The 14,408-nt window shown below is 68.1% G+C and carries 11 protein-coding genes; 6 read left to right on the top strand and 5 right to left on the bottom strand.

Annotation, left to right across the window (positions count from 1 at the left end; translation table 11 throughout):
- The first annotated feature begins 324 nt into the window (after positions 1–324).
- Positions 325–999 carry a cutinase family protein gene (locus EJK91_RS15500; RefSeq protein WP_024440603.1) on the top strand — a complete coding sequence of 225 codons (675 nt, stop codon included), beginning with the start codon at positions 325–327 and terminating at the stop codon, positions 997–999.
- Positions 1,000–1,091: 92 nt separating this feature from the next.
- Positions 1,092–1,751 carry a cutinase family protein gene (locus tag EJK91_RS15495; RefSeq protein ID WP_024440604.1) on the top strand — a complete coding sequence of 220 codons (660 nt, stop codon included), beginning with the start codon at positions 1,092–1,094 and terminating at the stop codon, positions 1,749–1,751.
- A gap of 55 nt (positions 1,752–1,806) precedes the next feature.
- Here EJK91_RS15495 and EJK91_RS15490 read toward each other — a convergent pair whose 3' ends face one another.
- Genes EJK91_RS15490 through EJK91_RS15480 form a run of 3 tightly spaced genes read right to left on the bottom strand, consistent with a single transcriptional unit; the run spans position 1,807 to position 7,180 of the window.
- Positions 1,807–3,366, bottom strand: coding sequence for an acetolactate synthase large subunit (locus EJK91_RS15490; protein WP_024440605.1), 1,560 nt, complete (start codon positions 3,364–3,366; stop codon positions 1,807–1,809).
- A 55-nt stretch (positions 3,367–3,421) separates the two neighbouring features.
- Positions 3,422–4,813, bottom strand: a complete 1,392-nt coding sequence (locus EJK91_RS15485) for an FAD-binding oxidoreductase (RefSeq protein WP_125079378.1) — start codon at positions 4,811–4,813, stop codon at positions 3,422–3,424.
- A gap of 6 nt (positions 4,814–4,819) precedes the next feature.
- Complete coding sequence (locus EJK91_RS15480) at positions 4,820–7,180, bottom strand: Tex family protein (RefSeq protein ID WP_046299929.1); 2,361 nt, start codon at positions 7,178–7,180, stop codon at positions 4,820–4,822.
- 235 nt (positions 7,181–7,415) lie between these two features.
- Here EJK91_RS15480 and EJK91_RS15475 point away from each other — a divergent pair, with 235 nt between their 5' ends.
- Together EJK91_RS15475 and EJK91_RS15470 are read left to right on the top strand one after the other, a co-directional pair.
- The gene (locus EJK91_RS15475) at positions 7,416–8,810 is read left to right on the top strand and encodes an HNH endonuclease signature motif containing protein (RefSeq protein WP_024440608.1); all 1,395 of its coding nucleotides are present in this window, start codon (positions 7,416–7,418) and stop codon (positions 8,808–8,810) included.
- Between the two features lie 45 nt (positions 8,811–8,855).
- On the top strand, positions 8,856–9,566 hold the full coding sequence (locus tag EJK91_RS15470; RefSeq protein ID WP_125079377.1) for an ankryin: 711 nt from the start codon (positions 8,856–8,858) through the stop codon (positions 9,564–9,566).
- Here the strand turns inward: EJK91_RS15470 and EJK91_RS15465 are convergent.
- Together EJK91_RS15465 and EJK91_RS15460 are read right to left on the bottom strand one after the other, a co-directional pair.
- Positions 9,557–11,128, bottom strand: a complete 1,572-nt coding sequence (locus EJK91_RS15465) for a class I adenylate-forming enzyme family protein (RefSeq protein ID WP_125079376.1) — start codon at positions 11,126–11,128, stop codon at positions 9,557–9,559. The genes EJK91_RS15470 and EJK91_RS15465 overlap by 10 nt on opposite strands.
- 17 nt (positions 11,129–11,145) lie before the next feature.
- Positions 11,146–11,982, bottom strand: a complete 837-nt coding sequence (locus EJK91_RS15460; RefSeq protein WP_125079375.1) for an SDR family oxidoreductase — start codon at positions 11,980–11,982, stop codon at positions 11,146–11,148.
- 112 nt (positions 11,983–12,094) lie between these two features.
- Between EJK91_RS15460 and EJK91_RS15455 the strand changes: the two genes are divergently transcribed.
- Together EJK91_RS15455 and EJK91_RS15450 are read left to right on the top strand one after the other, a co-directional pair.
- Positions 12,095–13,207 (top strand): cellulase family glycosylhydrolase, encoded by a 1,113-nt coding sequence (locus tag EJK91_RS15455; RefSeq protein WP_024440612.1) that lies wholly within the window; start codon positions 12,095–12,097, stop codon positions 13,205–13,207.
- 116 nt (positions 13,208–13,323) lie between these two features.
- Positions 13,324–14,408, top strand: a 1,085-nt coding sequence (locus tag EJK91_RS15450; RefSeq protein WP_164517977.1) for a serine/threonine-protein kinase, incomplete at its 3' end; no start/stop codon positions are given.

Below are 14,408 nucleotides of genomic sequence, written 5' to 3'. Positions count from 1 at the left end.
GCCGCCGGACTGCTCACGGGTTGGCTCTGCGACGTGTCCGTCGGCGCGCTGATCGCGTCGATGCTGGGGATTCACTGCTCGCACTCCCTGTCGAGGGTGGCTTCAAAGTTTGCTCGGGAGGCATTGCCGGCGGTCATCTCGCTGACACCCGACGGTCACAAGCCGGTAACCGGAAGCCGCTTCTGAACCTATCTCAGTTGCGACTCAGATCCTGGATACGAGCTACTCAGCATGGTCCACGAGGTTCGGTCAGCTACCACCGAATATGTTCACTGCCTGGGGTGTCTGCTGCACACGGGGCGCTTCGTATGCCACCATGTACCGGTGAACCCACGACGGATCCTTCGCTCCCTCGGTGTTGTTCTGGCCCTGACTTGGCTGCTGCACAGCACCGTCGCCACCCCTCCCCCCGCCTTCGCGGATCCCTGTCCCGATGTCCAAGTTTTGTTTGCTAGAGGCACTGGCGAGGAAGTCGGCCTCGGTGAGACCGGGCAAGCATTTGTCAACTCACTACGGAACCGGCTGCCCGAGCGGCCCGTCGACGTCTACGCCATCGACTACCCGGCCACCAACGACTGGCCGACCGGCATTCAGGGCATCCGTGACGCCACCGCGCACATCGAGGCCACCGCGGCGAATTGCCCCAAGACCAAGATGGTGCTCGGCGGCTTCTCGCAGGGCGCCGCAGTGATGGGTTTCTCGACCGCTAGCGTCATCCCGGACGGGGTGGAAGGGGTCGACATACCACGGCCGATGCCCCCGGAAGTGGCTGACCACGTCGCCGCTGTGGTGCTCTTCGGCACGCCGAACGAGCGGGCGATGAATTTCCTCGGCCAACCGCCCCTGGTCATCGGCCCGGCATACACCGCCAAGACCATCCAGCTGTGTGCGCCCGAGGACCCGGTCTGCTCCGAGGGACTGAACTTCTCAGCGCACGCTCCCGGCGCCTACGATGGCATCGCGGACGAGGGCGCGGCGTACGCGGCAAACCGGCTTTAACCTCCGTTTTCGCTCCACGCGGCCGACTTTGCGGTTTGCTGATCGGCGACCCGCAGGCCAGTGGCACCAGCGAGACATGTCAGCATTTGAGGATGACTTTGCGTAACACTGTTCGCACCTTCGCTGCCGCGGTGACGCTCACCGGAGCCTTGGTGGCCGCGCCGGCCGGCCTTCCCCTCGCAACCGCAGAGCCTTGCCCGGACGCCGAAGTGGTGTTCGCCCGCGGCTCCGGTCAGCCCGTCGGGCTCGGTGACGTCGGTGACGCTTTCGTCGGCTCGTTGCAGGAGCAACTGGCGGGCGTCAACCTCAACGTCTACCCGGTCGAGTACCCGGCGAGCACCGACTACCGCAACAGCGCGGTGCTCGGCGAGAGTGACGCCACCGCCCACATTCAGGCGACGGTCGCCAACTGCCCCAAGACCAAGCTCGTGCTCGGCGGATACTCCCAGGGCGCCAGCGTCATCGCAATGTCCAGTAATGCCCTGCCGGCGCCGGTCGCCAACCACGTGGTCGCGGTGGCCCTGTTCGGCCCGCCGTCGAGCCCGTACTCCACCTCGTTGTGGGGCGGTCCCCTGCCGGTCCTCGCCTCGTCCTACCGCCCGAAAACCATCGACTTCTGCCTGACGGGCGACATCTACTGCGAAGACAGCGGCAGCGTCGTCCCGCACCTGATGTACGTGCAGGACGGCAAGACCGTGGAGGCCGCGACATTCGTGGCGAGCCGGCTCACGGCCGGCCAGAGCGTCAACTAGAACCGCTCGGCCGGACCGGCGCCGGCCGGCACGGGTTCAAGGCGGCGTCGTTCGGTCAGAACAGGGTCGGGATGCGCGCATCGATCAGATGCGGCCCCGGTTCTGCGACGGCGCGGCGGAACTGTTCGGCGAGTTCCTCGCAGGTGGTGGCCACCGTGGCCGGCACCCCGAAGCCCTCGGCGATCTTCGCGAAGTCCATGTTCGGCCGCGACAGGTCGAGCAGATCGTTAGCTTTCGGGCCGCCTCCCTCAGCGCCCACCCGGGCCAGCTCCAGGCGCAGGATCGCATACGAGCTGTTGTTGATCAGCACCGTGGTGACGTTCAGGTTCTCGCGGGCCATCGTCCACAGCGCGGAGATGGTGTAGGCCGCACTGCCGTCGGCCTGCAGCGCGATCACCGGCCGGTCCGGTGCGGCCACGGCCGCACCCAGCGCGACCGGCAGCCCCTGCCCGATCGCCCCGCCGGTGAGCGTGAGCACGTCGTGGCGTGGTGACCCGGCGGTGGCCGCGGGCAGCATCAGGCCCGAGGTGTTGGACTCGTCGGAGATGATCGCGTTGTCGGGCAGCAGCGCGCCGATCACCTGCACCCAGTTCTGCGGGGTCAGCTGACCGCTCGGCAGGTCGGGGACGGCCGCGGGCGCGGGCCGCGGCTGCACCCCGGCAGCCACCGCTTCGGCCAACTGTTCCAGCGCGGCCACCACGTCGGTCTCGAGGCCGGCCAGGTTGTGCACGACGCAGCCCTCGGGAACCAGGTCGCTGGCCTTGCCGGGATAGGCGAAGAACGACACCGGAGCCCGGGTGCCGGCCACCACCAGGTGCTTGATGCCGTCGAGTTGGAACGCGGCCTGCTCGGCCAGGTAACCAAGCCGGTCGATCGCCGGGACCCCTGCCCCGCGGACGAGCCGGGCCGGGAAGGTCTCGACCAGAGCACGCGCCCCGGTTGCGGCGACGATCCGATCGGTGGCCTCCAATGCGCGCACATCGGCGACAGCGGGCCCGCCGATCAGGATCGCCACCGGCTCGCCGCTGCCCAGCACCGCGGCGACGTCGGAGACGGCCTGTGCGTCGGGGGCGGCCGCGGGAACCGGTTCGACCGGTCCGGCCGCCTGCGCCCCGTCTTCCCAGGAGATGTCGGCGGGCAGAATCAGGTTGGCCACCTGCGCCGGGCTGGCCATCGACTCTGCGACCGCTTCGGCGGCATCGCGCCCGAGGTCGTCACCGGAGTTGGTGCGGCGCACCCAGCCGTGAGTCCAGTCGGTCAGGGGCTCGATGTCGGATTCCAGCGGTGCGTCGTACTTCTTGTGGTAGGTGGCGTGGTCCCCGATGACGTTGACCACCGGCACGTGCGCGCGGCGGGCGTTGTGCAGGTTGGCCAGGCCATTACCCAGGCCGGGCCCCAGGTGCAGCAGGGTGGCGGCCGGCTTTGCGGCCACCCGGGCGTACCCGTCAGCGGCTCCGGTCACCACACCTTCGAACAGGCACAGCACCCCGCGCATCTGCGGCACCGAGTCCAGGGCGGCCACGAAATGCATCTCCGAGGTACCGGGGTTGGCGAAGCAGACCTGCACCCCGCTGTCGACCAGGGTGGCGATCAGGGCCTGTGCTCCGTTAGTCATGTGGTTGCCTTTCTTCATGGGCACCGAAGTACGCGGGATGGGCGCGATCTTCCGCCTATAGAAGCACGCCCGGATTGAGGATCCCGGCGGGGTCGAAGGCCTCCTTGATCCGGCGCATCAGCGCAATCTTTGTCGGGTCCTCCAGCTCCAGGAAATGCTGCGTCTTGACGCGTCCCAGACCGTGCTCACCGGAGATGGCACCGCCGAGGTCCATCGCGGCCGCGAAGATGTCGTGCAGCAGCCGGTGGCGGACCTCGTCGTCTGCGCAGAACACCGCCAGGTGGACGTTGCCGTCACCGGCATGCCCGCAGCCGACCACACCGGCCCCGGCCGCCTGGGCGAATCCCTGTGCCTTGGTGAGGAACTGGTGCATCTCGGCCCGCGGGACCACCACGTCGATGACGTCGTGGGCACCGGCGGCCTTGGCCGTCCAGAACGCCTTCTCGCGGGCCTCGATCAGGGCATGCGCTGAATTGCCCTCCAGCACATAGACATCCTCGGCGCCGAGCGTGGCGAGCAGTTCGCCCAGCATGGCCACGTCGTCGTCGAGGCGCTCACGGTCTCGGTTCTCCACCCCCACCACCAGGTAGGCCTCGGCGCTCTCACGCACCGCGTCGGGGATCCCCAGGTTCAGGTTCTGCGAGTAGCTGATCGCCGCCAGGGTGAGCTTGTCGACGTATTCGAGGATCACCGGGTCCACTCCGCTGCGCACCACCGCGGGAACGGCGCGCATCACCGCGGGCAGATCGCGGAACGGCGCCAACAATGTGGCGGAGTGCCCGAGCCGAGGGTAGAGCCGCACGGTGACCTCGGTAGCCAGCGCGCAGGTGCCCTCCGAGCCGATGATCAGCTGAGTCAGGTCATAACCGGTGGACAGCTTCGTGATTCGCCCACCGGTGCGGATCAGCTCGCCGGTCGGCAACGCGGCCTGCAGGCCGAGCACATTATGCCGCGTCACCCCGTATTTGACCGCGCGCATACCGCCGGCGTTGGTACCTACGTTGCCTCCAACGCTGGCGGACAGCTCCCCGGGGAAGACGGTGTACATCAGCCCCGCCTCGGCCGTGGCGGTGTCGAGGTCGGCCAACGTGACGCCGGGTTGCACCACCGCAACCTGATTGTCGGTGTCGATCTCCAGGATCGCGTTCATCTGCTCGAAGGAGATCAGCAGTCCGTCGGGGCACGGCCGCGCGCCGGCCGACATGCCGGTGCCCGAACCGCGGGCGGTCACCGGAACTTTCGCCTCGGTTGCCGCGGCCAGCAACGCCGCAACCTGCTCGGCGGTCTGCGGGCGGGCGACGTAGCTCGGTGTCACCGGTGCTCCGACCAGCGCCTCGTCGTGGGCGTAGTCGGGGCCGATCTGCTCGCCGGTCAGCAGTGCGCCGGCCCCGACGATGTCGGCGAACTTGCGCGCGGCCGCAAGGGATGAGCTGTCTACCGTGGCCATCCGTCCCTACTTTCCAAATCCGGCGTCACGCAACGCCTGAGCCATCGACCCGCCTGCCGGTGCCGCATCCCGACGCCCGGCACTGTTGCCGGGACGCCGCCCACGATTCTGCTTGGCGTTGTCACTGCGCGCAGCCGGTTTGGCACCCGGGCCCCGGGAGGATGCGGCGGGCTTGTTCGCCGGCTTGTCCCCCAGCCGCAGGGTCAGCCCGATGCGCTGGCGGTCGACGTCGACATCGACGACTTTGACCTTCACCACCTGACCGGAGCGCACCACCTCGTGCGGGTCGGAGACGAAGCGGTCCGCCATGGCCGAGACGTGCACCAGACCGTCCTGGTGCACCCCGACATCGACGAAAGCTCCGAAGGCAGCGACGTTGGTGACCACCCCTTCCAGCACCATGCCCACCTTGAGGTCGGCCACCTTCTCCACGCCCGCGGCGAACGTCGCGGTGGAGAACGCCGGCCGCGGGTCCCGACCGGGCTTCTCCAGTTCAGCGAGGATGTCGGTGACGGTCGGTACCCCGAACCGGTCGTCGGCGAAGTCGCCGGGTTGCAGCGATCGCAGCGTTCGTTCGTCGCCGATGATCTCGGCCAGCGAGACGCCCGCGCGGTCCAGGATGCGCCGGACCACCGGGTAGGCCTCGGGATGCACCCCCGAGGAATCCAGCGGGTCGTCGCCGTCGCGGATGCGCAGGAACCCGGCGCACTGCTCGAATGCCTTGGGGCCCAACCGTGGCACGTCGAGCAGGGCGGCCCGGTTGCGGAAGGGCCCGGCCTGGTCGCGGTGCGCCACGATCGCTTCGGCCAGCGACTCCGACACCCCTGACACCTTGGCCAGCAGCGGGGCCGAGGCGGTGTTGAGGTCCACACCCACGGCGTTCACCGCGTCCTCGACCACCGCATCGAGGCTGCGCGCCAGGGTTCCCGGTGTCACGTCGTGCTGGTACTGGCCGACGCCGATCGACTTCGGTTCGATCTTGACCAGTTCGGCCAACGGATCCTGCAACCGTCGCGCGATCGACACCGCCCCGCGCAGCGTCACGTCCAGGTCGGGAAGCTCATGGGCGGCATAGGCCGACGCCGAGTACACCGACGCGCCGGCCTCACTGACCATCGCCTTGACCGGTGCCGGGGCGCCGGCCGCCTTGAGGTCGGCGATCAACTCGGCGGCCAAGGCGTCGGTCTCGCGCGACGCGGTGCCGTTGCCGACCGCGATCAGGTCCACACCATGGCGGGCGACCAGTGCGGCCAGCGCCGCCTTGGCCTGATCCCACTGCTTCTGCGGTTGGTGCGGGAAGATCGCGCAGGTGTCGACGACCTTGCCGGTGCCGTCGACGACGGCGACCTTCACCCCGGTACGAAAGCCCGGGTCGAGACCGAGTGTGGTGCGGTTGCCCGCCGGCGCCGCCAACAACAGGTCTTTGAGGTTCTTGGCGAACACCGCCACCGCGTCCTGCTCGGCACGCTGGCGCAACCGCATCCGGGCCTCGACGGCCGCCGAGAACGCCAGTCGGGTGTCCCATGCCCACCGCACGGTGTCGGCCAGCCAGGGCGTGGCCGGGCCGGGCGCGGTCATGTTCACGCCCAGCGATTTGGCGACCATCGCCTGGTAGGGCTCGTTGTCGCCACCGTCGAAGGCCAGCGCCAGGGCGTCTTCCTTCTCGCCGCGCAACACGGCCAGCACCCGGTGCGACGGCATGGTCTCCAACGCTTCACTGAACTCGAAGTAGTCCCGGAATTTTTGTGCCGCAGCACTTTTCGCTGCCTCTTCGGAGCGCGGCATGGTCCGCAGTGACCCTGCCGACCAGAACTTCTCCCGGACCGCGCCCACCAATTCGGCGTCCTCGGCGGCACGTTCGACCAGAATCGCGCGCGCACCCTCCAGTGCGGCCGCGGTGTCGGCGACCGCCTCTCCGGTGTACTCCGCAGCGAGCTGCTGGGGGTCCAGGGTGGGGTCGGCGAGCAGCCGGTCGGCCAAGGGCTCCAGGCCCGCCTCGCGCGCGATCTGCGCCTTGGTGCGGCGCTTGGGCTTGTAGGGCAGGTAGATGTCTTCCACGCGGGCCTTGGTGTCGGCCGACAACAGCGCGGCCCTGAGCTCGTCGGTGAGCTTGCCCTGCTCCTCGATTGAGGACAGCACCGCGGCCCGACGGTCGTCGAGCTCACGCAGGTAGCGCAGCCGCTCTTCCAGGGTGCGCAGCTGCCCGTCGTTGAGGCTGCCGGTGACCTCTTTGCGGTAGCGGGCGATGAACGGCACCGTCGCCCCCTCGTCGAGTAGCGCGACGGCCGCCGCGACCTGCCGTTCGGCTACTTCCAGTTCGTCGGCAAGGCGGGCATTCACCGGTTTGAGGGTCACGTTCGCGGTCACGCCGACGGACCCTACCGAACGCCGCTGACAGTTCCTGGGTGCGGCACGGCGCGACTTTTCACTGCGCGAAGGGCGGCTACGATGCCGTCCACGTCGGCCTCGGCCGAACATCGGTACCGACAGGATTACAACCGGTGAAGCACTCGACGGCCGGCTCTATCCACAGTTGCCCGATTCATCCACAGACAACAATTTGACCTCCGATATTCGAACATCTGTTCGATACATTGGAGACATGTCCGATCAGGTCCTTCCTCCCGCCGCAGCCGCCCGTGCGGCCATCCGCGCGGACCTGGCTCTGATCGACGACGCCCAGGCCCGGCTCCGTGGCGCTGACACCGACCTGGTCGGCAATGCGTTTCGCGTGGAAGTCGCCGAACACCTCGAAACTCAGCACCGCGTCAATCGCGGCTTGTCCTACCGCATCTTCGGCGAGATCGCCGACCCCGCCGACGGCGCCGAGGACCCCCGACTGCCCGCTGACACCAAGATCACGGACCTGCTGTGGTCGCGCCTGCGTATCACCCGGGCCGAGGTCCGACGCCGATTCCGCGTCGCCGCCCGGATCCGGCCGCGGCGCAACCTGACCGGACCGCCGGCCCCGCCGGAGCTTGCCGAAGTCGCCGCCGCTGTCGAGGACGGCCGTATCGGTGACGACCACATCAAGGCGGTCACCAAGGCCCTCGACGAACTGCCCGCGAAGGTCGCACCGGCCGATCGCGCGGCCGCCGAACGCACCCTGGTGCGCCACGCCTCCGAGCAGGACGCCGCCTTCGTGACCGCGATAGGGCACGCGATCGCCGATCACCTCAATCCCGACGGCAACTTCACCGACGAAGACCGGGCACGGCGGCGCAATCTCGTCCTGGGCCGCCAAGGCCCCGACGGGATGAGCTCACTGTCCGGCTGTATCGACCCCGAAACCCGCGCCTACCTCGAGGCAGTCACCGCCGCGGTTCGCCCCGGCCACCGCCAGCCCGAGGGCGCTCAAGAACGCGATACCCGCTCGTCGGGGCAACGCGACCACGACGCACTGAAGCTGGCCCTGCGCCATGGCATCGAGTCCGGTGCGATGGGCACTCACCGCGGTGTACCGGTGACGGTCATCGTCACCACCAAACTCGCCGACCTCGACCAGGCGGCCCGCGCCATGGCCAACCCGGAGATCCCGATGCCGGGACCTGCCCGCACCGGTGGCGGCAGCCGCCTACCGATGCGTGATCTGATCCGCATGGCAGCCAACTCGATTCACTACCTGGCGGTCTTCGACAACCACTCCGAGCGGCCGCTGTATCTGGGCCGCAGTAAACGGATCGCCACCCTGGATCACCGGATCATCTGCCACGCCCGCGACCGCGGTTGCACCAGACCGAACTGTCCGGAGCCCGGCTACCACTGCGAGGTTCACCATTCGACCGACTGGGCACGCGGCGGCCGCACCAACGCCGACGAGCTCTACTTCGCCTGCGGCGGCGACCACGGCGGTGCCACCCGTGGCGATCTAGAGACCGTGGTCACCGAGCAAGGTCGACTGGCCTGGACCGACGGCACCAGCCCACCACGCATCAACCACCTGCATCACCCGGAGGAACTGCTCGACGACGATCTCGACGACGGCCCAGATCCATAGCCGCGACCTCAGGTATCGCGGCCCGAACCGCGAGAAGATGGCACCGTGACGACCTACGCCGAGATCCGCAACAACGCGCCGCTGTGGCCGGGCGTGATGGACCGCTCGCTGCTGGGCAACCGGCAGGCGCAAGCCGCGTTGTATCTGGCCGACATGGCCAAGCGGGGCAAGTGGAGCACGGTGATCCGGGAACTCGACCGCGGTGATCACGTGGTCGATACCAAGTCGTGGCGGCCCGGCGGCAAGACCTGGTTGACGGTGCTGCATCAGGCCGGCTGGCATGGCGCGTCTCCCGACGTGGCGACCTGGCTGATCGAGCAGGGTGCGCTGCGCTCGCAACCGGATGCCGCCGGTCGGACCGCCTATGACCTGGCCGTCGAGCACCAACGGTCGGCCGAACTGCTGGAGGTGCTCAAGCCTCCTCCGGCCGCCCTCGAACACGACCGGATCGCCGCGCTCAACTTCCAGCTCACCGCCGTGCTCGACGACCTGATCCAACACCTGTTTCGCGGCGGCGACCTGCGCCAGATGCTCCGCTATCCCCCGGTCGAGGTGCTGCACGAGCTGCCCGGAAAACAACTGTGGTTCCCGGTGCCCTACCTGTGGGGCGGGTTTCGGATCGGTCTGCACGATAACGACATCGAAGTGATCGGCGGTTATCGAGAACTCGACCCGGTCGGCGATGTGCACGTCGCGACGGTCGGCTACCTCATCACACCCGAGGGGCCGTCGCAGGTTTACGAAGGCTACGAGTGACCGCTGATCTCGCGCAACTGTCCCTTGGCGATCTTGCCGCCGGATGAGCGCGGCAACTCGTCGATGACGACAAGGCGTTCCGGCAACAGCTCTTTGGACACCCCGAGCGCCAGCAGGTGTTCGACAAGCTCGGCCAATTCCAAGGTGCCGGCGCCCGCGCGCGCCACCTCCGCGAGTTCGGCGTAGACGCACACCCTCTCGCCGAACACCTCGTCGCGCATCGGCACCGCGGCGGCCACCGCGATCGCCGGATGGGTCATCACCGCGTCTTCGACCTGGGCGGCGCTGATGTTCTTGCCGCCGCGCAGAATGAAATCCGACGTCCGGCCGGTGACGCTGAGATAGCCGTCGGCGTCGATCTCGCAGATGTCGCCCATCCGCATCCAGCCGTCGGCGGTGAACAGCTTGTCGTGATCAACTCCGTTGAGATAGCCGAGGCTGGTGGCCGGGCCACGGCAGGCGGGCTGCCCCCGGCCGGTGTCGGTCACGTCGGTGTTGCCGTCCTCGCCGCCGAACAACCGGACCGCCATCTCGGGCACGATGCGCCCACCGGTGCGCAACCGCCGCTGCAACGTGTCGTCGAGCGTGGTGGCGCTGAGCACGCCGGTCTCATTGGATCCGTAGAACTGCAGGATTTTCGCGCCGGTCAGCTCCTCGAACTCCGCGGCCGGCCGGTAGGGCAACGCCTCGCCGCCGGTGAACACCACCCGCAACGAGCTCAAGTCGAACTCGCGGCTGGCCGGATCCGCCATCATCATGGTCAATTGAGTGCTGACACAGCACAATACGGTGACCCGATGACGAGCTATCGCGGCACAGGTCGCGGCTGCGGTGAAGCGGTCCAACAGGATTGCCGTGGCGCCGAGGTGGATCGGAGTGGTGTGGCTGGTCCAGAGCCCGAAGCCGAACGGCGTGGGAATGACGGGCAGGAAGACGTCGTCGTGACTCAACCGCCCGTTGGCGACGGCCAGCTGGTGAAAGTAGTGCCAACGGTTCTGGGTGTGCACCACACACTTGGGCAGCCCGGTGGTACCGGAGGTGGAGTTGATCAAGAAGACGTCATCGGCGCCGAGTTGCGGACCCGGTACGCCGATTTCGGCGGCAGCCTGCAGCTCATCGATGCTCAGCGTCGCGATCTCGAGTCCTGCCGCGGCGGCGTGCCGCTGCTCATCGGTGATCAGTAGCCGGGCCTGCGAAGCGGCCAGAATCGCAGCCACCTCACGAGTTCCGGCCCGGGCACCGATACCGACCACGATCGCCCCGCAGCGCTCGATCGCCACGAACAGCACATGGATGGCCACGGCATCGCGATGCCATACCGCGATCCGGTCTCCGGTGCGCACTCCGGCTCCGGCCAGCCGCGCCGCCAATGCGTCTGCCGCGGTGTCGAATTCCTGCCACGCCAAGCCCGCGCCGAGATAGTCCAGATAAGCGTCCCGGGCAGGGAATCGTCGGGCGTTGCGGCGCACCGCATCCGACAGCGTGGTCTGCGACCACCAGCCGACGGCGTGATACCGGGCGGCCTCGACGGCGGTGTAAGCCGGTGTATCCCAGTGAGGCACGGGCCGCCTCCGATCAGTCAGTAGATGTAGTCTTCGCCGCTCGCTCGCACGGTGATGTCACTGATACTGATGCCCCAGGGCTGGTCGATGACGTGCACCACCGCCTCGGCGAGGTCTTCGGGGGTGATCAGCCAGTACTTCACCGAGTCGATGTCGGTCTGCTCAGGCTCCAAGGTGCCCTCGGCGAACGCGGTGACCGACCGCATGTAGCTCTCACCGCGTGATCCCACGATGCCCATGATCGCGGAGCCGTTGACCACGCCGCTGCCGAGATTGGTGCCCAGCACACCGGTCGGCTTGACCGTGGTCACCTTGATCTTCCCCTTCGCCTCGCTGCGCAGCGAGTCCGACAGGACGGCGACCGCGGCCTTGGTCGCGCTGTAGACCCCCGAGCCGGCCACACCGGCGTTGCCGTAGATCGACGAGATGTTGACGACGTGGCCGCGGCCTTGGGCGATCATCTGGTCGTAGACGGCCGAAATGCCGTTCACCACGCCCTTGATGTTGATGTCGATCGCCCGGTGCCAGTGCTGCCAGGCCTTGTCGTGATCGGCGAAATAGGCCAGCGGCATCACGCCGGCATTGTTGACGATCACGTCCACCGCGCCGAAGGTCTGCACCGCGTGCTGCACGGCGGCCTTCATCTGCTCGATGTCGGTGACGTCGGCGACCTGATGGCTGCCCGACAGGCCGGCCGCGCGAATCCCGTCGAAGACGGCCGCAAGGTTCTCGGCGCCGATGTCGACGCCGACCACGTGGGCTCCGGCGGCGGCGCACTTCTCGGCGATCAGTTTGCCGAATCCACCGCCGGCACCGGTGATGACGACGACTTTATCCTTCAGGTGCTGCGACATAGTCGGCCAGTTTAGGTGGCCGCTGTCGCCCCGGGTGTCACCGCCCGATTTGCTCGGCGACAGGCCGGGCGTTCGAACGCCCGCCGACGGGATTGGAAGCTATGGTCACTTCGTGAAGCGTCGAACGGCACTGGGGCTCCCCCTTCTGCTGGCGGCGGGTCCCACTTTGAGCCGGCTCCCGCTCGCCGGCGCGGACCCCGGCCGGTGGTCGATCGACCGGGTTAATCGCTGGTATCAGGCGCAGGGTTGGCCGGTCGGCTCCAACTACATCACCTCCACCGCGGTCAATCAGCTCGAGATGTTTCAGCCGGGCACCTTCGATCTGCGGCGGATCGACTCCGAGTTGGGCTGGGCCCGATCGGCGGGGTTCAACACGGTGCGGGTGTTCCTGCACGACCAGCTGTGGGCCGCCGATCAGCGGGGCTTCCAGTACCGTCTGGGCCAGTTCGTGGCGGTCGCGGCCCGCCACCGCATCAAGCCGATGTTCGTGCTGTTCGATTCCTGCTGGGACCCGCACCCCAAGGCTGGGCCACAGTTGGCCCCGCGAGTCGGCATCCACAATTCGCGATGGGTGCAAAGCCCCGGTGCCGACCGACTGGGTGACCGCAACTACTACCGCACCCTGCGGGACTACGTCACCGGCGTGATGACCCAGTTCCGGTACGACGAACGGATCCTGGCCTGGGACCTGTGGAACGAGCCGGACAACATGGCCCGCGAATACAGCGCCGTCGAACGGTCGGACAAGCTGGATTACATCAGCGACCTGCTGCCGCAGGTGTTCAGTTGGGCCCGGTCCGTCGATGCGCGTCAGCCGCTGACCAGTGGGATCTGGGAGGGCTCGCGTCAGGGCAGCACGATCGTCAACACCCAACTGGGCAGCTCCGACGTCATCACGTTCCACTCCTACGACAAGCCGGCCACATTCAGTGACCGCATCGCCGAATTGGCGCCCCTGGGCCGGCCGATAATGTGCACCGAGTATCTGGCTCGTACCCGCGGCAACACCATCGACGGGATTCTGCCGATCATGAAGCGCCACAATGTGGGCGCCTACAACTGGGGCTTCGTCGCCGGGCGAACCCAGACCTACCTGCCGTGGGACTCCTGGGACAATCCCTACACCGCCGAGCCGCAGGTCTGGTTCCACGATCTGGTGCAACCAACCGGGCGCGCATACCGGAATCTGGAGATCCTGACGATCAGCAACCTCACCGGCCGCTGACCGGCAACGTACCCGGCACGCCACCAGGGAATCGGGCGATGTTGGCGCTACCGGCTGATAGCGGCGCGGTTCAGTGATGAAATCATGGGCGGCAATGTCGTGGTGAGGAGTCGGTGATGAGCGAGACCGCGTCGGGTCCGCGGGCTGGGTCACGGGTGGGGCGTTATCTTCTCAAACAACTGCTGGGACGCGGCACCACCGGTTCGGTCTACGAGGCGGTCGACACACACAAGGACCGCACCGCCGCGCTCAAACTGCTGGCGCCGGCGTTGGGCGGGAATCCGGCGTTCCGCGAGTGGCTGCAGCGCGAGGTGCTGGTCGTCGGTCGGGTGCAGGAACCGCACGTGGTGCCGGTTCGCGACTACGGCGAACTCGACGGCCAGGTGTTCATCGATATGCCGCTGGTGGCCGGTGACGACCTGGCCGCGGTGCTGAAGCGCAACGGGGTGCTGCCTCCCTCACGTGCGGTGAACGTGGTGTGGCAGGCGGCCTCGGCCCTGGATGCCGCGCACAGCGCCGGGGTCATCCACCGCGGCATCAAGCCGCGCAACATCCTGCTGACCAGTGATGATTTCGTCTATCTGGTGGATTTCGGATTGGCCGGCGCCCCCGGTGCCGAGGCGGCCGATGCCGAGAACGCCGGTGCCCGCTGGAAGTACGCGGCGCCGGAGCTGTTCTCCGGCAGTGATTTCGGGCCGGCCGTCGACGTCTATGCGCTGGCATGTGTGCTCTACCAGTGCTTGACGGGTTCTCCGCCGTACCGCGCCGACAGCCTCAAGATGCTGGCCAACGCGCATCAGAACAAACCGATTCCGCGGCCCAGCCTTGCCGGCGCCACCATCCCGGCCGGCTTGGACGAGGTCGTCGCCAAAGGCATGGCCAAGGACCCGCAGGAGCGTTATGCCAGCGCCGCGGAGCTGGCGACCGCGGCCTATCAGGCGCTCAGCGCGCCCGACCAGCACCGGACGCTGCAGATCTATGAGACCAGCCAGCAGTCCACCCCGCCGCTGATCGAACCGTCACAGCCGAGCGCGCCGCCGGTGGCGGCGACCGAGGTGGCGGCGGCCGAGGTGGCGGCGGCCGAGGTGGCGGCGGCCACCCCGCCGGTGCCCCCCGCTGCGGCGGCCGAGGATCCCCCGGCCCCGGTGCGCGAGGTGCCGGCGGTACCCGAGGTGCCGTCGACCACGCCGCCGGTCCCGCC

Source organism: Mycobacterium sp. P7213 (assembly GCF_900604305.1).
Classification (GTDB): domain Bacteria; phylum Actinomycetota; class Actinomycetes; order Mycobacteriales; family Mycobacteriaceae; genus Mycobacterium.
This window is presented reverse-complemented; position numbering and strand designations above follow the sequence as displayed.